16 protein-coding genes are annotated in these 23,397 nt (G+C 68.2%); 11 read left to right on the forward strand and 5 right to left on the reverse strand.

The features are described 5' to 3' along the window. On the reverse strand, nucleotides 1–187 hold a 187-nt coding region (locus tag RT456_RS04185; RefSeq protein WP_313342913.1), incomplete at its 3' end, for a shikimate kinase. 96 nt (nucleotides 188–283) lie between these two features. Here RT456_RS04185 and RT456_RS04190 point away from each other — a divergent pair. Continuing rightward, on the forward strand, nucleotides 284–487 hold the full coding sequence (locus tag RT456_RS04190; protein ID WP_313342914.1) for a dodecin family protein: 204 nt from the start codon (nucleotides 284–286) through the stop codon (nucleotides 485–487). Between the two features lie 17 nt (nucleotides 488–504). Here RT456_RS04190 and RT456_RS04195 read toward each other — a convergent pair whose 3' ends face one another. Further along, nucleotides 505–1,335 carry a kinase gene (locus tag RT456_RS04195; protein ID WP_313342917.1) on the reverse strand — a complete coding sequence of 277 codons (831 nt, stop codon included), beginning with the start codon at nucleotides 1,333–1,335 and terminating at the stop codon, nucleotides 505–507. Between the two features lie 40 nt (nucleotides 1,336–1,375). Here RT456_RS04195 and pdxH point away from each other — a divergent pair, with 40 nt between their 5' ends. Beyond that, complete coding sequence (pdxH, locus tag RT456_RS04200) at nucleotides 1,376–1,975, forward strand: pyridoxamine 5'-phosphate oxidase (RefSeq protein WP_313342919.1); 600 nt, start codon at nucleotides 1,376–1,378, stop codon at nucleotides 1,973–1,975. Nucleotides 1,976–1,987: 12 nt separating this feature from the next. On the opposite strand, the gene RT456_RS04205 is transcribed toward pdxH, so the two are convergent. From RT456_RS04205 to prpR, 3 genes are all read right to left on the reverse strand, one after another. Next, nucleotides 1,988–4,408 (reverse strand): hypothetical protein, encoded by a 2,421-nt coding sequence (locus RT456_RS04205; protein WP_313342922.1) that lies wholly within the window; start codon nucleotides 4,406–4,408, stop codon nucleotides 1,988–1,990. 696 nt (nucleotides 4,409–5,104) lie between these two features. Next, entirely contained in the window at nucleotides 5,105–7,702 is a 2,598-nt protein-coding gene (locus RT456_RS04210) for a hypothetical protein (protein WP_313342925.1), read from the reverse strand. A 473-nt stretch (nucleotides 7,703–8,175) separates the two neighbouring features. After that, on the reverse strand, nucleotides 8,176–9,786 hold the full coding sequence (gene prpR, locus RT456_RS04215; RefSeq protein WP_313342927.1) for a propionate catabolism operon regulatory protein PrpR: 1,611 nt from the start codon (nucleotides 9,784–9,786) through the stop codon (nucleotides 8,176–8,178). Between the two features lie 157 nt (nucleotides 9,787–9,943). Here prpR and prpB point away from each other — a divergent pair, with 157 nt between their 5' ends. From prpB to RT456_RS04260, 9 genes are all read left to right on the forward strand, one after another. After that, nucleotides 9,944–10,834: a methylisocitrate lyase gene (gene prpB / locus RT456_RS04220; RefSeq protein ID WP_313342930.1), complete on the forward strand. Its 891-nt coding sequence runs from the start codon at nucleotides 9,944–9,946 to the stop codon at nucleotides 10,832–10,834. 28 nt (nucleotides 10,835–10,862) lie between these two features. Beyond that, nucleotides 10,863–12,020, forward strand: coding sequence for a 2-methylcitrate synthase (prpC, locus tag RT456_RS04225; protein ID WP_313342933.1), 1,158 nt, complete (start codon nucleotides 10,863–10,865; stop codon nucleotides 12,018–12,020). Nucleotides 12,021–12,137: 117 nt separating this feature from the next. Then, nucleotides 12,138–14,753: a Fe/S-dependent 2-methylisocitrate dehydratase AcnD gene (gene acnD / locus RT456_RS04230; RefSeq protein WP_313342935.1), complete on the forward strand. Its 2,616-nt coding sequence runs from the start codon at nucleotides 12,138–12,140 to the stop codon at nucleotides 14,751–14,753. A gap of 104 nt (nucleotides 14,754–14,857) precedes the next feature. Then, entirely contained in the window at nucleotides 14,858–15,106 is a 249-nt protein-coding gene (locus RT456_RS04235) for a type II toxin-antitoxin system ParD family antitoxin (protein ID WP_313342938.1), read from the forward strand. Next, nucleotides 15,103–15,426, forward strand: a complete 324-nt coding sequence (locus RT456_RS04240; RefSeq protein WP_313342940.1) for a type II toxin-antitoxin system RelE/ParE family toxin — start codon at nucleotides 15,103–15,105, stop codon at nucleotides 15,424–15,426. Before RT456_RS04235 ends, RT456_RS04240 begins: the two co-directional genes overlap by 4 nt. Next, complete coding sequence (gene prpF, locus RT456_RS04245) at nucleotides 15,423–16,604, forward strand: 2-methylaconitate cis-trans isomerase PrpF (protein ID WP_313342943.1); 1,182 nt, start codon at nucleotides 15,423–15,425, stop codon at nucleotides 16,602–16,604. Before RT456_RS04240 ends, prpF begins: the two co-directional genes overlap by 4 nt. A 65-nt stretch (nucleotides 16,605–16,669) precedes the next feature. Then, nucleotides 16,670–18,127: a bifunctional 2-methylcitrate dehydratase/aconitate hydratase gene (locus RT456_RS04250; RefSeq protein ID WP_313342946.1), complete on the forward strand. Its 1,458-nt coding sequence runs from the start codon at nucleotides 16,670–16,672 to the stop codon at nucleotides 18,125–18,127. Nucleotides 18,128–18,223: 96 nt separating this feature from the next. After that, nucleotides 18,224–23,143, forward strand: a complete 4,920-nt coding sequence (locus RT456_RS04255) for an alpha-2-macroglobulin (RefSeq protein ID WP_313342949.1) — start codon at nucleotides 18,224–18,226, stop codon at nucleotides 23,141–23,143. A gap of 52 nt (nucleotides 23,144–23,195) precedes the next feature. Further along, a partial coding sequence (locus RT456_RS04260) for a hypothetical protein (RefSeq protein ID WP_313342951.1) occupies nucleotides 23,196–23,397 on the forward strand: 202 nt, incomplete at its 3' end.

Raw genomic sequence — 23,397 nt, forward strand, 5'->3', positions numbered from 1 at the left:
CGTGCTGGCGGAAGCCGGCCTCCCCCGAGTGCTCGAAGATGGCCGGGATGCTTGCGCCGGTCGCGTCGACGATGGCCTGGTCGGCATCGACGAAGGCCAGGGTGAAGCGCTCGGCCAGGCGGCGCCCGATGCAGGTTTTGCCGGCGCCCATCGGGCCGATCAGGATCAGATTCGGAGCGGGATTCATTACCCGCGATGCTAACACCTCCGTGTCGGCCTCTTTACGCGCGCACGCGCACGATGGGCCGGCGCGGAATGTCCCGCGCGCACCCGGAGCATCCCAATGTCGGTAGCCAAGATCATCGAGATCAACGCCTCGTCCTCCACCAGTGTCGAAGACGCCGTGCGCAGCGGGCTGAAGAAGGTGTCCGAAACGGTCAAGGGCATCCAGGGCGCCTGGATCAACGAGACCAAGGTCGTCACCGATGGGGAGGGCAACATCACGGAGTGGCGCGTCAATCTGCGCGTGACCTTCCTGGTCGGTTGAGCACGCCGCCGCCGGCGTCAGCCGGGCGGCGGCAGCACACGGCGCTGTTCGTCCAGCACCACGATCCGGTCGGCCAGGGCGGGCAACGTGCGCAGCGCCTGCCGGCTGACCCGTTCGTAGTACTGCACGAACCGTTCCAGCTGGGCGCGGCTCATGCTGCTGCGCCCGGGCTGGGCGGCCTGGAGGTGCTGTTCCTGTTGCCAACGCCAGCGCGGCACCACGGCGAAATCCGGCGGCTGCAGGAACCACAGCCGGTCGCAGCGCTGCCACAGCGCGGGATAGCGTTCGGCCAGCGCCTGGTTGCACCAGTGCCGCCAGCGCCCATCCGCATCGGCCTCGCGCTCAAGCGCGTTGAGGGGGGTGTCAAGTTCACCCTGCGCCTGCGCCGGCGTCCCCAGGAACCACCCCTCGAAGACCAGCAGGTCCAGCCCGTGGTCCAGCACCTGCCAGTCCGCCTCGGGCACGCGTTCGTCGGCCAGCTTGTCGAAGCGCGGCAGCGCCACCGGCTGCCGCGCGGCGATGGCATCCAGGGTGGCATGGGCAAGCGGCAGGTCATGGGTGCCGGGCGGCCCGCGGGTGAGCAGGAGCGGGTTGATCTGGCGCGCGAGCCGCTGGCGGTCGGCGCGGGTCAGGTAGACGTCGTCGATGGACAGGGCCGCGGCGCGCAGCCCGCGCTGCTTCGCCAGCGTGACCACCTGGGCGGCCAGCGTCGATTTGCCGCTCCCCTGCAGGCCGCTGATCGCCAATACTGGCACCTTGCCCGCCGTGGCGAGCGCATCGTCCAGCGCCTGCGCGACGAGTGATTCCGGGAAGCCCTTGTTGCGGGCCATGTACGCGGCAACAGACATGCAGTGACAATAAACCAAACCGAGCAGCAAGAAACCACTCATGACCGATCTTTACGCTGAAGCGCTGTCGACCTTTACCGGCCTCTTCGAGGAAGCACGGGCCAGTGCCGAAATCGAACCCAACGCGATGACCGTGGCAACCGCCGATGCGACGGGACGGCCCTCCGCGCGCACCGTGCTGCTCAAGTCATACGACGAACGGGGCTTCGTGTTCTACACCCACCTGGACAGCCACAAGGGGCGTGAACTGCAGGAAAATCCGCATGCGGCCCTGCTGTTCCTCTGGCGCAGTCTGCGTGAAGCGGGTATCCAGGTGCGCATCGAGGGCGCCGTCGAACAGGTCGACGACGCCGAGGCGGACGCCTACTTCGCATCGCGTCCGCGCATGAGCCAGATCGGGGCATGGGCTTCGCTGCAGTCACGCACCTTGTCCTCACGCGAGGAATTCGATACCCGCGTGGCCACCGCCGAGGCCAGCTTTGCCGGCCGCGACGTGCCCCGTCCGGCCGGTTGGAGCGGGCTGCGCGTGGTGCCGCGCCGCATCGAGTTCTGGTACGGCGCGCAGTTCCGCCTGCATGAGCGCTGGTGCTACGAGAGCGAGGCCGACGGCCAGTGGAGCAAGCGGCTGCTGTTCCCCTGATCGGGGCGTCGCTCAGGCATGCGATGCGGTCGACAGCGTCAGTTCTCCCAGCAGGGGGGAGGCGGCCTTGCGCAGCTGCGTGCCCTTGCCCATGGCCTCGAACAGTTCAAACAACTGCGTGTGCCGGATCGCGGTGTCGGCAGGGCGTTCAAATCCCGCCAGCATGGCATCTGCCTCCACGGTGCTCACCTCGGCCTGTTTCAACCAGTAACGTGCCTCCTGCGTGGGCGCTGAACCGGGCAGGGCCAATGCCTTGCCGAGCCGTGCCAGGTCTGGCCCGTTTGATGTCAGCAGTACGTCCCAGGTATCGGCGTTGCTGCGCACCTTCGTGCACAGTGACTGGTAGCGCAGCAGGATCCCATCGAGACTGCTGGCGGGCAGCGTTTCCCGGCGCGTATGCGTGCTGGCCACCTCGTAGGCCACGCCCAGGTTGGCCGCGACGCCCGGGGCGAGCGGCACTGGCACCTTCACCCCTGCGCGGCGTGCATTCCCGGTGTTGACCCGGACGCTCTGCAGATGGAAGCCGCGTGCCGCTTCGGGCCACTCCACGTCGCGCTGGAGGTCCGACCTGAAAAAGCGCAGCTGGTATTGCGCGGTGCCGTTGACCGCCAGCGTCGGTGACAGCGACGACAGCAGTTCCTGGGCCGGCAGGGGTTCCCAGGATGACGGCCACTGACGCTGCACCTCGGCGATGATCGCGCCCGGCTCGGCACCGGCCTGCAGGCCCAGGGTCAGCACTACATAGGTGCCAGCGCGCAGCGGATCCGGATCTTCGCGCACGCTCCTCGCCACCGACGCGGTGGCGCCGAGGCTGCCTGGCAACGCGGCGGCCGAAACATCCAGTGCCAGGCTCAGCGTGGCGACCCGCTGGGTCATCTCACGGAAGCCGTGCGTGGCCTGGTGCACCTGGCGGGCGTCGTGTGGCAGCTGCGTGTCGTGGATACGGGTGGCCAGCGCCTGTACGGCGTCCTGGAGGTCGCTCCATGCCGCCGAGTCAGCCCCGCTGCAGGGAGAGGGTACCGATTGCAGCCACGCCAGCGTGTCGAGCATGCCGATCATCACCGGTTCGTTCGCCGCCGTCGCGCTGCCCCAGTCACGGCACAGGGAGGCCAGTATCGTCCGGGCCTGTCCCGGGGCGACCAGCGCGTGGCGTCCCAGTGCCTCGACGTGGTCGAATTCGCTGCGTAGCTGGTCTACCGCTGCCCTGCGCAGCGGAAGCGCGTCGTCGTTGGACGCCGCTGCGCGCAGGCCCCGGACCAGCCCCAGTGTCGGTGACCCCGCTCGTGGGGTGGAAAGCAATGCCGCAATGCGTGTATCCAGCGCCTTGCGGATGGCAGGTTCACCGCTCGGCGCCATGCCGCTGGCGTTGCGCTCGGTCAGGCGGGTGGGGAGTGCGGCGATGAAGGTGTCTTTCTTCGCCTCGCCGGTCACCCGCAGCGCGCCGGCGCCGAAACCAACGTTCGCGGTCAGCGATCCCTTGAAGCCGCTCACCTTGGCCTGGATCGGCACGGGTGCGTGGGCGCTGAACGCGAGTGTGCGCCCGCTGTCCGCATGGCCAAGCAGCATGGCGACCTGGCTCTGCACCGCCAACGCCCGGCTGGTGCGCTCGGCGTATCGGTCGCGGCGCGGGCCGAAGGCCTCCTTGACTGCGCGCAGCAACCGGTTTCCGCCGAGCCTGCGCTCGGTGGATGCATGCGCCAGAGCCTCCACGTGCGTGCGCATGGAGGTGGCAATGTCCGCATGGCCGCTTCTGTACTCAGCGGACGCGCCCGCTCCCGTGCCAACGCCGTCGGCAATGCCGACCTGGACGGAAAGGTCAGCCTGCATGGCGCGGGTGCGGAGGGTTGCCACCGTCAGGTCTTCACCGGTGGAGAGGGTGGTTTCATGTTGCCCACGTGCCTCGACGCGCGCTTCCACCGCTCCCTGCATGCCGAACCCTGCGCCGCCGCTGACCGTGGTGGTGCTGCGGGTCTGCGAGCCGGGCAGGGCGTAGTCCATCTGGGCGTTGCGATGGCGGGTGATCTGGGACTGCAGCAGCAGTTCCGCATCGGCGGCGCGAGCCAGCACCTGCAACGTCTGGCACAGCATCCGGTGCCGCTGCCGTTCTTGTGGCGTCATCTCAACGGCCGCGCGTGACGCTTTCAGTGTCCGCAGCAGGGTGCGCAGCGCATCGCGGGTCAGCGGCTTCGCCCCGGTCGGGTCCAGCGTGGCCGCAGCGCGGCGGAAGCGCCCCGAGTCGAGTGCGGCCAGCTGTGCCAGCAAGCCATGCATCTGCGCGACATTGACGTCGACGACATCGTCGTTGGCCGCTGGCGGCAGGATCGGGCTGGACGCCGACGGCATGTTGGCAGCGGCCTGGATGGGCTGAGGGGCGACATGCAGGTACGTCAGGTCCAGCGCCTCAATGCGGTGGCTCCTGGGTGATGGCGGCATCGTCGCGGGCGCCTTCGCGGACGCGTTGATCACCCCGCTGAGTGGCAGCGAAGTGCACCGGGCCGGTGGCGCGGTGTGTTCGCGCGACGCATTGTGCCCGTTATGGGACCTGCGGGTCCTGATGGTGGATGGGGTCACGTGTGGCTCCTGAAAGGTGTGGTGCCGGAACAGGCGCGCCGGGGCGCGGCTGGCCCAGGTCAGTAGGGGGCGTTGGCGGCATCCAGGTCCGGCATCTGCAGCAGCCGTGGTTGCGTCAGCCGCAGTGGCGGGCAAGGTGCCGCGCAGGTGGAAGGCGCCTGCCGATGGTGGGCGCTGTCGTTGATCGCCGCGCGACTGACCTGCAAGGCGGAAGCAGCCGCAGGCGGCAGGCACGGGTGTGTTTCGGAAGGCATGAAGCGGTCTCGACGAGGGAATGGGGAGCAGCAGCGCAGGCCGGTGCCCGATCCAAACTACGGAGGCGGGGTGGTGTAATGGAATTTCGTCGACGGGCGCAGATTCATTCGCCGTTTCGATGGCTGAACGTCCCATCGGCTGGCTCACTGGATTTGATTGACGGTTGCTATGGAGTTACGGGCGCGAGGGCATCGCAGCGGCGCAACATCGCCGGTGGCCCCGCGCTGGGCGGGGCGTTGATGAACGCGGCGGTGCCTGCTCCACACCTCTGCTCCTTGGTGCGGCCCGCGCGGAGCGTCGGTTTCAGCCTTTGGCGCGCGCGACCGGGGCGGGCGACGCGAGTTGGGCGTCCCCTACCAGTGGCGAGGCGGCCTTGACGCGCTTGACGGCCGTCAACAGCCGTTGGAACAGCGCGTGCACCTGTTCACGCCGGGCGTCCACGTCGTGGTCCGGGCACCTTGCATCCCATGCGGGTGCGGGTGTGCCGCTTGCCGAAGCCGGAGACACGTCGTCGGCAGATGCCCCGCGGTGGAGCCAATAGCGGGCCTCCTGTGCGGGTACCGATGCAGGAGTGGCCAGTGCGTCGGCCAACCGATCAAGGTCGGCACCGTGCGACGCGACCAGCTGCGCCCACGTTTCTGCAGGGGCCTGGTCGTCCGCGCACAGCGACTGGTAGCGCAGCAGCAGGCCGGTCAGTGTGCCGGCACAGAGCTGCTCATGCCGCGTCCGCTGCGCAGTGCGTGCATGCGTCATGGCGATGGACGATGACACGCCGGCCATCAGCGGCACAGGCACCTTCACTGCCAGTGCCTGGGCGGTGCCAGTGCCCAGCCGGATGGCCTGCAGGTGGGCTCCTCTGGCCTCCTCGGGAAAACCGGGCCCGGTCTGGAAGCTGGGCTTGAAGAAGCGCACCAGTACGTTGACGCTGCCGCTCACCGTCATGCTTCCTGCGATCGGTGCCAGCAGGCGCTGCGGCTCGTCCAGCGACAGCCCGCCCCACTCGGCTGGCAGGCGCTTCTGCACCTCGGCCAGCACGCCGGCGATGTTGGTCGAAAGCTGGGCGGTAAACGCGATCTCCAGGTACGTGCCGTCGCGGAGCGGGTTAGGGTCATCGCGTTCGTGCTGGGCCAGTGACACCTGCGCCGAGACGCCGGCCGCCAGAAGTTCGGTGGTGACGTCGAGGGTGCCCCGGCGTGTGGTGATGCGCTGGGTCATGTCGCGGAAGGCGTGTGTGGCATGGTGCACGTCGCTGCGGTTGTGCGGGATCTGGCTGCCGTGGATGATCGTGGCGACCGCCTGCGCACGCTTCTGCAGTGTTGTCCACGTTGGCAACGCAGCCTCATCACCCAGCGGCGGCTCCGGTACCGCCTGCAGCCAGGCCAGCGTGTCCAGCATGTTGATCATGACCGCTTCGCAGGTTGCTGACGGGCAGCCCCAGTCCCGGGCCAGCGACGCCATCGGAGCGCGCGCCTGCGCAGGCGCCTTGAGTGCATGGCGGGCAAGCGCTTCCAGATGGTGAAACTCGGCTGCCACCTGCGCCACCGCAGCCAACCGCGCGTCCAGGCTTGACGGCCGCACGTCATCCCCCATGTCCCGGAGTCTGCCCAGCGCGGTTGAACGTTGCGGCGGCGCCGCGTCGAGCAACGCCTCCACGCGTGCCTTCACTGCGGATCGCACGCTGGGATCGGCGGTCGCCGGGCGTCCGTTCTCATCCAGTTCGGTCAGTCGGACCGGCAGCGCGGTATGGAATGCGGTCCGGCTCAACTGTCCCGACAGTGAGACGCTGCCGACACCGTAGCGGGCGCGTGCGGTGGCCGTGCAGACAGTGGTGCTCAGCTCGGCCAACAGCACGTCCGGCGCACGCGGTGCGAAGGTCAGGCCGCAGGCCGGCAGTGCGGCATCCAGCAGGGCGGCATCCGCCGGCCGGAGTGCACCCGGTCGGCTGTGCTGCACCCGGCTGTCGCGCACGGCGGGAGAGAGCAGCCGGTGTACATTCGGCTGCCATTGCTGCGCCCGGCTGATGCGTTCGGCGTAGCGATCACGCCGGTGGCCGGTGAGCCGCTTCAATCCGCGCAGCACGGCGCTTCCTCCGAGGCGGCGGGCGAGCGAGGCGCGCGCCAGTCCGTGAATGTGGTTGCGCATGCTGATGGCGATGATCGCGTTGCCACGCGTGTACGCCCCTCCGACGCTGCATTCAGCGCCCGGCGAGGCCTGCAGGCCGACGCCGGCCGAGAGTGTGCCGTTGAGTGTGGTGATGTGTACGACGGCAATGGCGAGGTCGTCGAACGTGGCGGTGCTGTTCTCCCGTTGACCGCCGAGTGTGGCCCCCGCCTCGGCGGCAAACGGCAGGCCGATCGCCGCACCCACCGCGCCACTGCTGGCGCTGCCGCGCTGCGCGCCCGGCAGTGCATTGGCCTGCTGCTTCCGGGTATGACGCTCGATCTGCGCATGCAGCATCTGCTCCGCGCGCAAGGCACGCAGCAGGTCGAACAGTGCAGCGTGAAGCATGTGCTGGTCTGGCGGCAGTAATCGGTCCGACGGCGGCGGTCCGATGGCACGCAGCAGCGCCTCGACCTGTGCCCTGTCGAGCGCGCCGGGCGCGGCCGATGTTGCCGCGCGCACGGTCCCGGCAACGTGCACTGCCCGGTACGTACGGAGTTCCTTGAGCAGCGCATGGATCTGTGCTGTCAGCACGTCCCGTGCATTGGCGGGCACTGGCCCGTCAAGGCCCGGTGCCGGTGCCGGGTCCGGCGGGCAGGGAGGCTGTCCGGGCTGCTCGCCGTTGGCAATGCGGGTGCACCGCAGCCGGGCGGACCTGGTGCCGGCCGGGCGCGGGTTGGGCGCGGCGCGCAGCGGTCGATACGACAGAAGAACAATGGCCTTGGCGATGGCTGGGCACATCTGGAATTCCTTGGGTTGGGACGAGCATCGCAGGGCGGCATGACCGGCCTGCGTGTCCGAACCTACGACGCTTGAACGTCTGTGCTGGACGGTGCCTGCTCTGGATTCATGTCCAGTTGAAACTGCTGACGATGGAACCTGTGACCACGGACTTTCGTTTGCGGCATTCGACTGCGGCCAATCTTTCGAAAGCACCGGCGGCGGCTGCGACCACGGTGCGGCGACCGGCGTCCGACGAGGGATGAAACAGGTTGGTACGGACAAAACGGGTCGTCTTGCGCGCGTTTCCCCTGACACGGCACGTCGGCACGCCTGGACGGGGTCCGCTCTCCTTCAATCACGCCCCGGTGGCCGCAGCGTCGGCGACGTGGGCATGCATTGAATGGCCATCGCGGGAGAGGAGAGTGCGGTCCGGCGTCGGAAATGAACCGCGTAGCGCAACGCAAGGCACGACGCGGGCCGATCTGCCCGGATCAGTCGTTGCGCAACCAGCGCCACAAGGTGGTACGCGAGATGCCCAGTTGGGCGCAGAGCTGTTCGCGGTTGCCACCGCATTCGGCGAGCAGGTGCTGGAGCGCTTCGCCGCCGGGATGCTGCGGCGGGCGGTGAAGCGCGTGGTCGCGTGCCGCGCGTTGTGACGTGGGCGGTGCCGGCAGTGCCTCGAGCTCGGGTACCCACTGCAGCAGGGCCGACAAAGGCAGCGGGCCGGCCTGTGGTGGCCAATGGATGCGCAGGCGGTCCACGAGGTTGCGCAGCTCACGCACGTTGCCCGGCCACGCGTACCCGCACAGGCGCTGGGTGGCGGCCGTGTCCAGCGGCGAAGGGCGCTGGCCGAGCTGCTGGAAGAAGTGCGCGAGCAGCTGCGGAACGTCCTGTGGGCGCTCGCGCAGGGTCGGCAACGCAATGCGCAGCGCGGCCAGGCGGTAGTACAGATCGCGCCGGAACCGCTGCGCCTCCACCAGCGACTCCAGCGCCTGCAGCGTGGCGGCGACCACGCGTACGTCGACCGCCGTCGGCTCGGTCGCACCGACGCGCAGGACTTCGCGTTCCTCCAGCACCCGCAGCAGGCGGGTCTGCAACGGCAGCGGCAGCTCGCCGATCTCATCCAGGAACAGGGTGCCACCATCGGCGGCCTCGACCAGGCCCACCCGACCGCCGCGACGCGCGCCGGTGAAGGCGCCCTCGTTGTAGCCGAACAACTCCGCTTCCAGCAGTGATTCACTGATGGCCCCGCAGTTGAGCGCGACGAAGCGGCCCTGGCGGCCACTGTCTGCGTGCAGCTGGCGTGCGACCAGTTCCTTGCCGGTGCCGGTCGCGCCGGTGATCAGCACGGTGCTGTCGTGCGGCGCATACAGCGCGATGCGCTCGCGCACCTGCTGCATGGCCGGGCTGTCGCCCAGCAGACGGCGGTCGGCATCGTTGCGGCGGCCGGGACTGCGGCGACGCGGTAACGGCGCGCCGGAACGGGCCAGGGTCTGGGTCAGCTCCAGCGCATGCTCAAAGGCCTGTCGCACCGAGTCGGCCGAATACAGCAGCACCCCGGGCAGGCCGACCTGCTCGGCATGGTCGATGGCCATGCCGGTGCCGACGATCACCTCGATGCCATTGGCACGCATGTCCGCGATGCAGTCGCGGGCGTCTTCGCGGGTGACGAAGCGGCGGTGCTCGATGTCCAGTCCGAAGCTGTGCTGGAAGCTGCCGAAGGTGGGTACATCGGTGGCGTGGGTGACCAGCCCGATCCGCGGCGCGATGCGGCGTGCACGGGCCAGCGCCTCCATCAGGTCGAATCCGTTGGCCTGGATCGGCACCAGCGGCACCTCCAGCCGGCTGCGCAGGTAGGCCGCGTTCGAGCCGCCGGCGATGACCACATCGCAGTGCTCGCGGCGCAGCCGCTGGCCGATCACGTCCACCGCTTCCTCGAAGCCCAGGTTGATCGGCACGATCCGTGCGCGGCGATCGAATTCCGGGATCACATCGCCGAGCAGGCCGGTGAGCCGGGACACGCTCACCGTCCAGATCACCGGCAGGTGGCCCGGCTCCGGATCGGACAGGCGGGGGCGGGCGCGGGGCAGGCTGGTCGACATGGCTGTGTTTCAGTGTTTCAGTTACATCCATGTTACATGTGTTTCATTGGGTCGGCATGAAACACGCCTGCCACGGTCCCGTCGTAATGAAATCAGACAGTTGGGACTTGGCACGGGCCTTGCGCCTGTACACCCGTCACTCACGATGGAATGCCCCATGAGCTCCTCTGTTTCCTCCGCCGGCGCACGCTTCCGCGCCGCGCTGGCCGCCGAATCGCCCCTGCAGGTGATCGGGGCGATCAACGCCAACCATGCCCTGCTGGCGCAGCGCGCCGGCTACCGGGCCATCTACCTGTCCGGCGGCGGTGTCGCAGCGGGCTCGCTGGGCCTGCCGGACCTGGGCATCAATACGCTGGAAGACGTGCTGATCGACGTGCGCCGGATCACCGACGTGTGCGACCTGCCACTGATGGTGGACATCGACACCGGTTTCGGCCCGAGCGCGTTCAACATCGCGCGCACGGTGAAGTCGCTGATCAAGGCGGGCGCCGCTGCCTGCCACATCGAGGACCAGGTGGGCGCCAAGCGCTGCGGGCATCGTCCGGGCAAGGAGATCGTCACCCAGTCTGAGATGGTCGATCGCGTGAAGGCCGCCGCCGACGCGAAGACCGACCCGGAGTTCTTCCTGATCGCGCGTACCGACGCCATCCAGGTGGACGGGGTGGACGCAGCGATCGAGCGCGCCATCGCCTGCGTGGAAGCAGGCGCCGACGGCATCTTCGCCGAGGCCGCCTACGACCTGGACACCTACCGCCGCTTCGTCGATGCGGTGAAGGTGCCGGTACTCGCCAACATCACCGAATTCGGCAAGACCCCGCTGTTCACCCGCGATGAACTGGCCTCGGCCGGCGTGGCCATCCAGCTGTTCCCGCTCTCCGCGTTCCGCGCCGCCAACAAGGCCGCCGAGAACGTCTATGAGACCATCCGTCGTGACGGCCACCAGAAGAACGTGGTGGACAGCATGCAGACCCGCGAGGAACTGTACGACCGTATCGGCTACCACGCCTTCGAGCAGCAGCTCGACGCGTTGTTTGCCGCCAAGAAGTAACGTTGCACCACTGTATTCTGGAGGGATCATGAGCGAAGCAACCACCGCCCCCGGCTTCAAGCCGAAGAAGTCCGTCGCGCTGTCCGGCACCGCCGCAGGCAATACCGCGCTGTGCACGGTCGGCCGCAGCGGCAACGACCTGCACTACCGCGGCTATGACATCCTGGACCTGGCCAACACCAGCGAGTTCGAGGAAATCGCCCACCTGCTGGTGCATGGCAAGCTGCCCACCCGCGCCGAGCTGGTCGCCTACAAGGCCAAGCTCAAGTCGCTGCGCGGCATTCCGGCCGCAGTCAAGGCCGCGCTGGAAGAACTGCCGCCGTCGGCGCACCCGATGGACGTGATGCGCACCGGCGTGTCGGTGCTCGGCTGCGTGTCGCCGGAGAAGGACGACCACAACCATCCCGGTGCACGCGACATCGCCGACAAGCTGATGGCCTGCCTGGGTTCGATGCTGCTGTACTGGTACCACTGGAGCCACAACGGCCGCGCCATCGACGTGGAGACCGACGATGATTCGATCGGCGGCCACTTCCTGCACCTGCTGCATGGCGAGAAGCCGCAGGATTCGTGGGTGAAGGCGATGCACACCTCGCTGATCCTGTACGCCGAACACGAGTTCAACGCCTCCACGTTCGCCTGCCGTGTCATCGCCGGCACCGGCAGCGACATGCACAGCTGCATCACCGGTGGCATTGGCGCGCTGCGCGGCCCCAAGCACGGCGGCGCCAATGAAGTGGCGTTCGAGGTGCAGAAGCGCTACGACAGCCCGGACGACGCCGAGGCCGACATCAAGGCCCGCGTCGAGCGCAAGGAGGTGGTGATCGGCTTTGGCCATCCGGTGTACACCGTCAGCGATCCGCGCAACAACGTCATCAAGGAAGTGGCGCGCGACCTCTCCGGCGAGCAGCAGAACCTGAAGATGTTCGACATCGCCGAGCGCCTGGAAACGGTGATGTGGGACATCAAGAAGATGTTCCCGAACCTGGACTGGTTCAGCGCGGTGAGCTACCACATGATGGGCGTGCCGACGGCGATGTTCACTCCGCTGTTCGTCATTGCGCGGACCTCAGGCTGGAGCGCGCACATCATCGAGCAGCGCATCGACGGCAAGATCATCCGCCCGAGCGCCAACTACACCGGTCCGGAAGACCAGGTCTTCGTGCCGATCGACCAGCGCGGCTGATCCACGCCGCGCGCGGTGCCGGCCGCTGGCCGGCGCCCTGCACCCCGCCATCGTTCAACGGTGGCGGGTCGCCGCATTCCTGCAAGGCCCGCCAAACAGAAGCCGCTATCGCCAGCCATGAACACTGATTACCGCAAGAACCTCCCCGGCACCTCGCTGGACTATTTCGATACCCGCGCCGCTGTCGACGCGCTCCAGCCGGGTGCCTATGCCACGCTGCCGTACACCTCGCGCGTGCTGGCCGAAAACCTGGTGCGCCGGTGCGATCCGGCCACGCTGGATGCGTCGCTGCGTCAGTTGATCGAGCGTCGGCAGGATCTGGATTTCCCGTGGTACCCGGCGCGCGTCGTCTGCCATGACATCCTTGGCCAGACCGCGTTGGTCGATCTGGCGGGGCTGCGCGACGCCATTGCCGATGCCGGCGGCGACCCGGCCCAGATCAACCCCGTCGTGCCGACCCAGCTGATCGTCGATCACTCGCTGGCGGTGGAATATCCGGGCTTTGACAAGGCAGCGTTCGAGAAGAACCGCGTCGTCGAAGACCGCCGCAATGAAGACCGCTTCCACTTCATCAACTGGACCAAGAAGGCATTCAAGAACGTCGATGTGATCCCGCCGGGCAACGGGATCATGCACCAGATCAATCTGGAGAAGATGTCCCCGGTGATCCAGGTGCGTGACGGCGTGGCCTTCCCCGACACCTGCGTGGGCACCGACAGCCACACGCCGCACGTGGACGCGCTGGGCGTGATCGCGATCGGCGTGGGCGGGCTGGAGGCCGAGAACGTGATGCTGGGGCGCGCCTCGTGGATGCGCCTGCCCGACATCATCGGCGTGGAGCTCACCGGCCGCCCGCAGCCGGGCATCACCTGCACCGACATCGTGCTGGCACTGACCGAGTTCCTGCGCCAGCAGCGCGTGGTGGGTGCCTGGATCGAGTTCCATGGGGAGGGCGCCACCGCGCTGACCATCGGCGACCGTGCCACCATCTCCAACATGACCCCGGAGTTCGGCGCCACCGCCGCGATGTTCTCCATCGACCAGCAGACCCTGGACTACCTGCGCCTGACCGGCCGCGAAGATGCCCAGGTGCAGCTGGTGGAAACCTATGCCAAGGCCACCGGCCTGTGGTCCGACGACCTGGCGCAGGTCCAGTACCCGCGCGTGCTGCAGTTCGACCTGTCCAGCGTGGTGCGCAACATGGCCGGCCCGTCCAACCCGCACAAGCGCGTGGCGACCAGCGAACTGGCCGCGCGCGGCATCGCCGACGAGGGCAAGCTGGCCTCCGGCAAGCTTGAACAGGAGCAGGGCCTGATGCCCGACGGTGCGGTGATCATCGCTGCCATCACCAGCTGCACCAACACCAGCAACCCGCGCAACGTCATCGCCGCGGCGCTGCTGGCGCGCAACGCCAACCGCGCGGGCCTGGCCCGCAAGCCGTGGGTGAAGAGCTCGCTGGCGCCCGGTTCCAAGGCGGTGCAGCTGTACCTGGAAGAAGCGGGCCTGCTCGGGGAGCTGGAGCAGATGGGCTTCGGCATCGTCGGCTTCGCCTGCACCACCTGCAACGGCATGAGCGGTGCGCTCGACCCGAAGATCCAGCAGGAAGTGATCGACCGCGACCTGTACGCCACGGCAGTGCTGTCGGGCAACCGCAACTTCGACGGCCGCATCCACCCGTATGCCAAGCAGGCGTTCCTGGCGTCGCCGCCGCTGGTGGTGGCCTACGCCATTGCCGGCACGGTGCGCTTCGACATCGAGAAGGACGCGCTGGGCGTGGCCGCCGACGGCAGCCCGATCACGCTGAAGGACCTGTGGCCGAGCGACGCGGAGATCGATGCGGTGGTCGCGGCCAGCGTCAAGCCGGAGCAGTTCCGCCAGGTCTACGAGCCGATGTTCACCTTCAAGGTGGAACACGGCGCGCCGATCAGCCCGCTGTACGCGTGGCGCCCGCAGAGCACCTACATCCGCCGCCCGCCGTATTGGGAAGGTGCGCTGGCCGGTGAGCGCCCGCTGCGTGGCATGCGCCCGTTGGCGGTGCTGGGCGACAACATCACCACCGACCACCTGTCCCCGTCCAATGCGATCCTGGCCAGCAGTGCGGCCGGTGAGTACCTGGCGAAGATGGGCCTGCCGGAGGAGGACTTCAACTCCTACGCCACCCACCGCGGCGACCATCTCACCGCGCAGCGCGCCACCTTTGCCAACCCGAAGCTGATCAATGAAATGGTCGTGGTCGACGGTCAGGTGAAACAGGGCTCGCTGGCGCGCGTGGAGCCGGAAGGGCAGGTGATGCGCATGTGGGAAGCCATTGAGACCTACATGGAGCGCAAGCAGCCGCTGATCATCATTGCCGGTGCGGACTACGGGCAGGGTAGTTCGCGCGACTGGGCCGCCAAGGGTGTGCGCCTGGCCGGCGTGGAGGCGATCGCCGCCGAAGGCTTCGAGCGCATCCACCGCACCAACCTGATCGGCATGGGCGTGCTGCCGCTGGAGTTCAAGCCGGGCGTCAACCGCACCACGCTGGGCATCGACGGCACCGAGACCTTCGACGTGGTCGGCGAGCGCGTGCCGCGTGCGGACCTGACGCTGGTCATCCATCGCCGCAGTGGCGAGCAGCTCAACGTGCCGGTCACCTGCCGCCTGGACACCGCCGAAGAGGTCTCGATCTACGAAGCCGGCGGAGTACTGCAGCGTTTTGCGCAGGACTTCCTGGAATCCTCGCAGGTGGCGTGAAATCCTGCCTGTTCTCCCGAAACTGAAGGATGAATGGGGGCGCGCTTGCAGCGGAGTGGCTGCAGGCGCACCATCCATGGCAAGAATTGCCATAGGAGGCCCCCATGGCCACGATGAACATCTCGCTCAGCGATCCCCTCAAGCAGTTTGTCGACGAAGAAGTCAGCGAAGGCGGCTACTCCAGTACCTCCGATTACGTGCGTGACCTGATCCGCCAGCGCCAGCGCAGCAAGTCGGAAGACCTGCTTCGAACGCTGATTGCAGAAGGACTTGCTTCAGGCACGGCGGAGCCGCTGCAGGCGGATCATTTCGATCGCATGCGCGACCGGGCCAAGGTGCGTAGCGGGAAATGAAGCCGTCCCGTTGGTATCCACGCGCGCTCCAGGACGCCGACGAGGCGGCCCAGTGGTACGCCGGTGCAGGCGGGCCGGCACTGGAACTGGCGTTCATCGACGCGCTGCAGGCAACCGTTGACGTGTTGGAGCAACACCCCGAAGCAGGCTCATCGCGACACGATGGCGTGTTGAATCTGCCTGAAGGATCGCTGCGCTTCCTTCCCATTCGTCGTTTCGACGATTACCTCATCTACTACATAGCGTTGGCCGACCATATCCGCATCGTCCGGATATGGAATGCACGTCGCGGCCTGGATGCCCTACTGGATACGCAATGACCCATCTTCCCCAACTCCGCATTCCCGCCACCTACATGCGCGGTGGTACCAGCAAGGGTGTTTTCTTCCGCCTGCAGGACCTGCCGTTTGCCGCGCAGGTCCCGGGACCTGCCCGTGACGCGCTGCTGATGCGCGTGATCGGCTCGCCTGATCCGTATGGCAAGCACACCGACGGCATGGGCGGGGCGACCTCCAGCACCAGCAAGTGCGTGATCATCTCGGCGCCGTCGGTGCCTGATCACGACGTGGACTATCTGTATGGCCAGGTCTCCATCGATACGGCGTTCGTGGACTGGAGTGGCAACTGCGGCAATCTCAGCACCGCCGTGGGGCCCTTTGCGATCAGCAACGGCTTCATCGATCCGATGCGTGTTCCGCGCAACGGTACCTGCACCGTGCGGATCTGGCAGGCCAACATCGGCAAGACCATCCTGGCGCACGTGCCGGTCGTGGACGGGCAGGTGCAGGAGATCGGCGACTTCGAGCTGGACGGTGTGACCTTCCCGGCGGCCGAGATCGCGCTCGAGTTCCTCGATCCGTCCGATGACGGCGAAGGCGAGGGCGGTTCGATGTTCCCCACCGGCAACCTGGTTGACACCCTGGAGGTCCCCGGTGTCGGCAGCGTCCAGGTGACGATGATTACCGCGGGCATCCCCACCATCTTCCTCAATGCGGCGGACCTGGGTTACACCGGCACCGAACTGCAGCCGGCGATCAACGACGACAAGGCCGCGCTGGCCCGCTTCGAGGCCATCCGCGCGCATGGCGCGGTGCGCATGGGCCTGATCGACAGCATTGAAAAGGCCGCCACCCGCCAGCACACGCCGAAGGTGGCCTTCGTTGCCCCCGCGCAGGACTACGTGTCGTCCAGCGGCAAGCAGATCGCCGCGGGTGACATCGACCTGCACGCTCGTGCACTGTCGATGGGCAAGTTGCACCACGCCATGATGGGCACGGCGGCGGTGGCCATCGGCACCGCCGCTGCGATCCCCGGCACGCTGGTGAACCTGGCCGCCGGCGGCGGCGAGCGCGGCGCGGTGACCTTCGGGCACCCGTCCGGCACGCTGCGGGTCGGCGCCGAGGCGCGCCTCGTTGACGGCCAGTGGACGGTCACCAAGGCCATCATGAGCCGCAGCGCACGCGTGCTGATGGAGGGCGCCGTCCGCGTCCCGGCGTGAACGACGTAGCGCCGGGCTCTGCCCGGCTGCACTGCGGAACCGACGGCCCAACCAGGAGCGCGACGATGTCCCCAGCCAGTCCTCCCGCCAACGACCGCGTCGCATGGGACGCGGTCATGACCGACATCGTCGACTACGTACGCGACTACAAGGTCGTCTCGCCGCTGGCATTCACCACCGCCCGCCACTGCCTGATCGATACTCTCGGCTGCGGCCTGGCCGCCCTGGCCTTCCCGGCGTGCAGCAAGCTGCTGGGCCCGCTGGTGCCCGGCAGCCACGTGGTCAATGGCGCGCGCGTGCCCGGCACCCGCTTTGAACTCGACCCGGTGCAGGCGGCCTTCAACATCGGCGCGATGGTGCGCTGGCTGGATTTCAACGACACCTGGTTGGCGGCCGAATGGGGCCATCCGTCCGACAACCTGGGCGGCATCCTGGCCACGGCCGACTGGCTCAGCCGCAATGCCGTGGCCCTGCGTCGCCCGCCGCTGACCATGCGCGATGTGCTGGTGGCGATGATCAAGGCCCACGAGATACAGGGCTGCCTGGCGCTGGAGAACGCCTTCAACCGCGTTGGGCTGGATCATGTGGTGCTGGTCAAGGTCGCGTCCACCGCCGTGGTCGCGCACCTGCTGGGCCTGGACCGCGAGCGCATGCTCAACGCCGTGTCGCTGGCCTGGGTGGACGGGCAGGCGCTGCGCACCTACCGGCACGCGCCCAACACCGGCTCGCGCAAGAGCTGGGCGGCCGGCGATGCCACCAGCCGCGCGGTGCGGCTGTCGCTGATGGCGGCCGCCGGCGAGATGGGCTACCCCAGCGCGCTGACCGCCCCGACCTGGGGGTTCTACGACGCCTCCTTCGGCGGGCAGCCGTTCCGCTTCCAGCGTGCCTACGGCAGCTACGTGATGGAGAACGTGCTGTTCAAGATCAGCTATCCGGCCGAGTTCCATGGGCAGACCGCGGTGGAGGCGGCGATGCAGCTGCATGCCCGGCTGCGCGCGGAGGGCCGGCGCATCGACGACATCGACCACATCACCCTGCGTACCCAGCAGGCCTGCCTGCGCATCATCGACAAGTCCGGCCCGCTGCAGAACCCGGCCGACCGCGACCACTGCGTGCAGTACATGGTCGCCATCGCGCTGCTGTTCGGCCGGCTGGTGGCCGAGGACTACGAGGACGACGTCGCCGCCGATCCGCGCATCGACGCGCTGCGCGCGAAGATCCACTGCGTGGAGGAGCCGCGCTTCACCGCCGATTACCTCGACCCGGACAAGCGCAGCATCGCCAACGGATTGGAGATCCGGTTCGTCGATGGCGGCCGCCTGGAGGCGACCGTGGAGTACCCGCTCGGCCATGCCCGCCGCCGCGCCGAAGGCATTCCACGGCTGGAGGACAAGTTCCGCGCGCACCTGGCCGCCACGTTCCCGACCGTCCAGCAGCGCCGCATCCTGGACGCCTCGCTGGACCCGGTGGTGCTGGAGGCCATGCCGGTGCAGGAGTACGTGGCGTTGTACGTGGCCGGTTGATCGGTGGCGAGGCCGAGCAACGGTCGGTCGTACCGGAGGTGGCCGCGCGTGTCGGGCCGGACCCTATAATGGTCGCCTTGATCAAGGAGTGACGTCATGGCTACGCGCAGTCGAGTCGGGCAATGGGGCTGGAAAGGAATCCTTGGCGTGGCGCTCGTTGCCGGCCTGGCGCTGGGGATCGGCGGCTGCAAGCGCAACGACAGCGGACAGCTGCCGACCGCGTCCGGCGACCCGATCGCGGCCAAGGCCGAGGCGGTCACCGAGTTCACCCTGGTGCGGGCCTTCCCCGACCAGACGAGCGACGGCCTGTCGCTGGCGCTGGAGTTCTCGCGCCCGCTGGTCGGTACCCAGGACTTCGACACGCTCGTGCGCTTCGGCGAGAAGGTCGGCACCGAGGACAGCAGCTGGTCGCTGTCCGATGACGGCAAGACCCTGCGCTATCCGTTCGTCGAGGCGGCCAAGGAATACAGCCTGATCGTCTCCCCGGACCTGCTGGCCGCCGACGGCAGCCGGTTGGGCAAGGAGCTGCGCCAGAAGGTATTCAGCGGGGAGCTCAAGCCGGTGGCCGGCTTCGCCTCGCAGGGCAGCGTGCTGCCGGCGCGCGAGAGCCGGGGCCTGCCGGTGGTGTCGGTCAACGTGAAGGAAGTGGACGTGGAGTTCCTGCGCGTACGCGAGAAGTCGCTGCCCGGTTTCTTCAGCCAGTACCAGCGTGGCGGACGCCGTGGCAGCTGGGAACTGGACAGCGAGTATGGCGACAAGTCGCCGATGTCCGAGCTGGCCGAGCCGGTCTACGTCAACCGCTTCGTGCTGGGCGGCAAGCAGAACGAGCGCGTGCTGACCTACCTGCCCACCCAGGACATCAAGGAGCTGCAGGAGCCCGGCCTGTACTTCGCCGTGATGAAGCGCAGCGGCTCGTTCGAGAGCGAATTCGATACGGCGTTCTTCACCGTCAGCGACATCGGCCTGCACACCCGTGCCTACAAGGACAAGCTGTTCGTACATACCGCATCGCTGCAGAGCGGCGCGGCCCTGAAGAAGATCGACCTGCGCATCCTGGATGCCAAGGGCGAGGTGGTGCTCAAGGGCGCCACCGACGGCAACGGCAACGCACTGCTGAACTACACCCTGGACGCAGGCCACGTGCTGATCGCCAGCAGCGGCCCGGACACCTCGATGCTGCCGTTCAACCAGCCGGCATTGGACCTGAGCGAATTCGCCGTGGCCGGCCGCGACAACGCCTGGTTCGACGTGTTCGCCTGGTCCGGGCGTGATCTGTACCGCCCGGGCGAGACCGTGCGCATCTCCGCGCTGCTGCGCGACAACGACGGCAAGCCGGTCAAGCCCCAGCCGGTGTTCCTGCGTCTGAAGCAGCCTGACGGCAAGACCTTCCGCGAGACCCGCCTGCAGCCGGGCCAGCAGGGCTACCTGAACTTCGAACAGACCATCCCGGTGGACGCCCCGACCGGGCGCTGGCAGGTGGAGTTCCGCACCAATCCGGCCAGCAAGGAAGCCATCCAGGGCATGACCCTGCGCATCGAGGAGTTCCTGCCCGAGCGCATGAAGCTGGACCTGGACAGCGCGCAGAAAACCCTCAAGCCGGGTGAGCCGCTGAAACTGCAGGCCGACGCGGCGTATCTGTACGGCGCCCCTGCCGACGGCAACCGCTTCACCGCGCGGTTGGCGGTGGCGGCCGAGCAGTCGCCGGTGGAATCGCTGCCGGGGTACTTCTTCGGCGACCCCACCCTGGACCTGCCGCGCGAATCGCGCGATGTGATCGACACCGAGTTCCCGGCCGACGGCACGCTGCGCCAGGACGTGGAGCTGCCGGCCGAGGTCAAGGCCAGCGCGCCGATCGCCGTGGTCCTGTCCGGCAGCGTGTACGAGACCGGCGGCCGCACCGTCAGCCGCACCCTGAAGCGGGTGATGTGGCCCGCCCCGGTGCTGGTGGGCGTGCGTCCGCTGTTCAACCCCGACGATGGCGCCGATGCCAACAGCAACGCGCGCTTCGAGCTGATGCGCGTGGATGCGGCCGGCAAGCCGCAGCCGGCCAAGGGGTTGAAGGTGACCCTGGTGCGCGAGCTGCGCGACTACCACTGGACCTTCAATGAAAACCGCTGGGACTACGACTTCAGCCGCCGCTTCGAGAACAAGGAAACCCGCACCGTCGACGCCGGCAGTGCGGCCGTGGGCATCGACTTCCCGGTGGAGTGGGGTGAGTACCGGCTGGATGTGTTCGACCCGGCCACCGGCCTGACCAGCCGCTATCCGTTCAACGCCGGCTGGAGCTGGAACGACGAGAACCGCGGCCTGGATGCACGCCCCGACAAGGTCAAGCTGGGCCTGGACAAGACCGGCTACAAGGCCGGCGACAAGGTGCGCGTCACCGTCACCCCGCCGCACGCCGGCAAGGGCGTGCTGATGGTGGAGAGCGACAGGATGCTGTACGTGCAGGAGATCGACGCCAAGCCCGGCAGCACGTTCGACATTCCGGTCACCGCCGAGTGGGAACGCCACGACGTCTACATCACCGCGCTGGTGTTCCGCGGGGGCAGCGCGCCGAGCAAGATCACCCCGGCCCGCGCGGTCGGCGTGGTGCACGTGCCGATGGACCGCAAGGCACGCCAGGTGGCCGTGGGCCTTTCCGCGCCCAAGCAGATGCGGCCCGAGCAGACGCTGCCGGTCACGGTCAGCGCGCCGCAGCTGGCAGGCAAGCTGGCGCATGTCACCGTGTCCGCGGTGGACGTGGGCATCCTCAACATCACCCGCTTCCCGGTACCGGACGCGGCGGGCCACTTCTTCGCGCAGCGGCGCCTGGACGTGGATGCCTATGACATCTACAGCCGCGTCATCGAGAGCTTCGACGGCAGCAGCGGCAAGCTCAAGTTCGGTGGCGACATGGCGCTGGCGGCCCTGCCGCAGGCCAAGCGGCCTACCGCGCGGGTGCAGACCGTGGACCTGTTCTCCGGGCCGGTGAAGCTTGATGCAAAGGGCATCGCGCGCATCGCGCTGAAGGTGCCGGACTTCAACGGCACCCTGCGCATCTCCGCGCTGGTGTATTCCGATGACCAGTACGGCAAGCGCGACATGGAAACCGTGGTGCGCGCGCCGATCCTGGCCGAGGCCAGCATGCCGCGCGTGCTGGCGCCGGGCGACCGCAGCACGGTCACGCTGGACGTGCAGAACTTCACCGGCAAGCCGGGCGAGTTCAAGGTGCAGGTCGACGGCATCGGGCCGCTCACGCTGGGTGAGCCCAGCCGCACGCTCAAGCTCAACGCCGATGCCAAGAGCACGCTGAGCTTCCCGCTGGTGGCGCGCGAAGGCTATACCGTGGCCAAGGTGCGGGTGCGGGTGGACGGCAACGGCTTCAAGGTCGACCGCCGCTATGACCTGCCTGTGCGTGCCGCCTGGCCGCAGGTGCTGCGTGCACAGACGCGCACGCTGGACCCGCTGGCCGACGTCAGCATGGACACCGCCCTGGCCGATGGCCTCATGAACGACTCGGTGACCGCACGCATGCTGGTCAGCGCGCTGCCGCCGATTCCGTTCGCCAGCGCCCTCGACGGTGCGCTGAAGTACCCGTACGGCTGCGCCGAGCAGACCACCAGCAAGGGCTATGCCGCGCTGATGCTCGATGAAGCCACCTCGGCCATGCTCGGTGCCGATGGCCTGGACGCCAAGACCCGTCGCGAGCGCATGGAAGGCGCGTTCGGCCGACTGGCCTCGATGCAGGTGGCCAACGGCAACTTCTCGATGTGGGGCGACGACGGCTACGTGAACCCGTGGCTGACCCCCTACATCACCGAGTTCCTGCTGGATGCCAAGGACGCCGGCTTCGCGGTGCCCGACAACGTCCTGCAGAAGGCGCTCAACCGCCTCAGCGAAGACCTGCTCTCCGGCGGCAACCAGTTCTACGGTGAAGACCGCCGCGAGAACCTGAAGTTTGCCAACCAGGCATACTCCGGCTACGTGCTGGCACGGGTCAACCGTGCTCCGCTGGGCACGCTGCGCGCGCTGTACGACAACGAGCGCGGCAAGTCGCTTACCGGCCTGTCGATGGTGCACCTGGGCATCGCGCTGTCGCTGCAGGGCGATCGCAAGCGTGGCGATGCGGCCATCGCGGCCGGCTTCGCCAAGCCCAGCAGCGAACGCCCGCAGTACTTCGGCGATTACGGCAGCGCCGTGCGCGACGATGCACTGATGATCGCGCTGCTGCACGAACGCAAGCTGGCCAAGCCGGCCTACGACGCCCGTGCGGTGGAACTGGGCCGCGCGCTGGACGCACGCCGCAACAGCGGCTGGATGTGGCTGAGCACCCAGGAACAGGTAGCCATCGCCCGCCTGGGCAAGGCATTGGCCGCGAACCAGACGAAGCAGGTGTCCGGCGAGCTGGCCATCGGCGGGGAGGTGGAAGCCATTGCCGCACGCCGCATGTTCGGCCGCAGCTTCGACTACGCCGCGCTGGCCAAGGGCGTGCGGTTCAGCCCGCAGGGCGAGCCGCCGATGTTCGCCAGCCTGGAAGTGGCCGGCATCCCGCGCACCGCGCCGGAGCCTGACAGCCGCACGCTGGGCGTGGAGCGCACCTGGTACACCACCGATGGCAAGCCGTGGACCCCGCGTGCATTGAAGGAAGGCGAGGCGTTGATCGTGCGGGTCAGCGTCACCCCGAACGTGGACATGCCCGATGCACTGCTCACCGACCTGCTGCCGGCCGGCCTGGAGATCGAGAACTTCAACCTGGGCGACGCCAAGCAGTGGGCCGACGTGGTGGTGGACGGCCTGGCCGTGAACGACCGCGGCGAAGCGGCCACCGTGCGCCACGAAGAGTTCCGCGACGACCGCTACGTGGCCGCGCTCAAGCTCTCGCGCGGCAGCACCGCCAAGGTGTTCTACCTCGTGCGTGCGGTCACGCCGGGCACCTACACCGTGCCACCGCCGCTGGTCGAAGACATGTACCGTCCGGACCTGCGCGGGGTGGGGCGCAGCAACCCGACCACCCTGACGGTGGTCCAGCCCTGATCCCTGGCGGACCCCGGCCTGCGCCGGGGTCCGCGTTGCGGGTATCGCTGCGATGACGTTCCCTTCTTTCAAGCACGCGCGCACGCCGTCGCGACCCTGGTGGTGGTGGTGGCGTGCGCTGCGCTGGGGCACTGCCGGGCTGCTGGCAGTGCTGCTGGTGCTGGACCTGGCGTTTCCACCACCACTGCCGCGACAGCGCGATACCAGCACGCTGGTGGTGGCGCGCGATGGCACGCCCCTGCGCGCGTTTGCCG

Origin of the sequence: Stenotrophomonas sp. (assembly GCF_032099025.1) — a bacterium.
Classification (GTDB): Bacteria; Pseudomonadota; Gammaproteobacteria; order Xanthomonadales; family Xanthomonadaceae; genus Stenotrophomonas.

Excerpts from the sequence above, each read along its gene's own strand:
- RT456_RS04190 (WP_313342914.1), top strand. The coding sequence starts at position 284 with ATGTCGGTAGCCAAGATCATCGAGATCAACGCCTCGTCCTCCACCAGT.
- RT456_RS04250 (WP_313342946.1), top strand. The coding sequence starts at position 16,670 with ATGTCCCCAGCCAGTCCTCCCGCCAACGACCGCGTCGCATGGGACGCG.
- acnD (WP_313342935.1), top strand. The coding sequence starts at position 12,138 with ATGAACACTGATTACCGCAAGAACCTCCCCGGCACCTCGCTGGACTAT.
- pdxH (WP_313342919.1), top strand. The coding sequence starts at position 1,376 with ATGACCGATCTTTACGCTGAAGCGCTGTCGACCTTTACCGGCCTCTTC.
- RT456_RS04205 (WP_313342922.1), bottom strand. The coding sequence starts at position 4,408 with ATGCCGCCATCACCCAGGAGCCACCGCATTGAGGCGCTGGACCTGACG.
- RT456_RS04195 (WP_313342917.1), bottom strand. The coding sequence starts at position 1,335 with ATGTCTGTTGCCGCGTACATGGCCCGCAACAAGGGCTTCCCGGAATCA.
- prpC (WP_313342933.1), top strand. The coding sequence starts at position 10,863 with ATGAGCGAAGCAACCACCGCCCCCGGCTTCAAGCCGAAGAAGTCCGTC.
- RT456_RS04255 (WP_313342949.1), top strand. The coding sequence starts at position 18,224 with ATGGCTACGCGCAGTCGAGTCGGGCAATGGGGCTGGAAAGGAATCCTT.
- prpR (WP_313342927.1), bottom strand. The coding sequence starts at position 9,786 with ATGTCGACCAGCCTGCCCCGCGCCCGCCCCCGCCTGTCCGATCCGGAG.
- RT456_RS04235 (WP_313342938.1), top strand. The coding sequence starts at position 14,858 with ATGGCCACGATGAACATCTCGCTCAGCGATCCCCTCAAGCAGTTTGTC.
- RT456_RS04210 (WP_313342925.1), bottom strand. The coding sequence starts at position 7,702 with ATGTGCCCAGCCATCGCCAAGGCCATTGTTCTTCTGTCGTATCGACCG.
- RT456_RS04240 (WP_313342940.1), top strand. The coding sequence starts at position 15,103 with ATGAAGCCGTCCCGTTGGTATCCACGCGCGCTCCAGGACGCCGACGAG.
- prpF (WP_313342943.1), top strand. The coding sequence starts at position 15,423 with ATGACCCATCTTCCCCAACTCCGCATTCCCGCCACCTACATGCGCGGT.
- prpB (WP_313342930.1), top strand. The coding sequence starts at position 9,944 with ATGAGCTCCTCTGTTTCCTCCGCCGGCGCACGCTTCCGCGCCGCGCTG.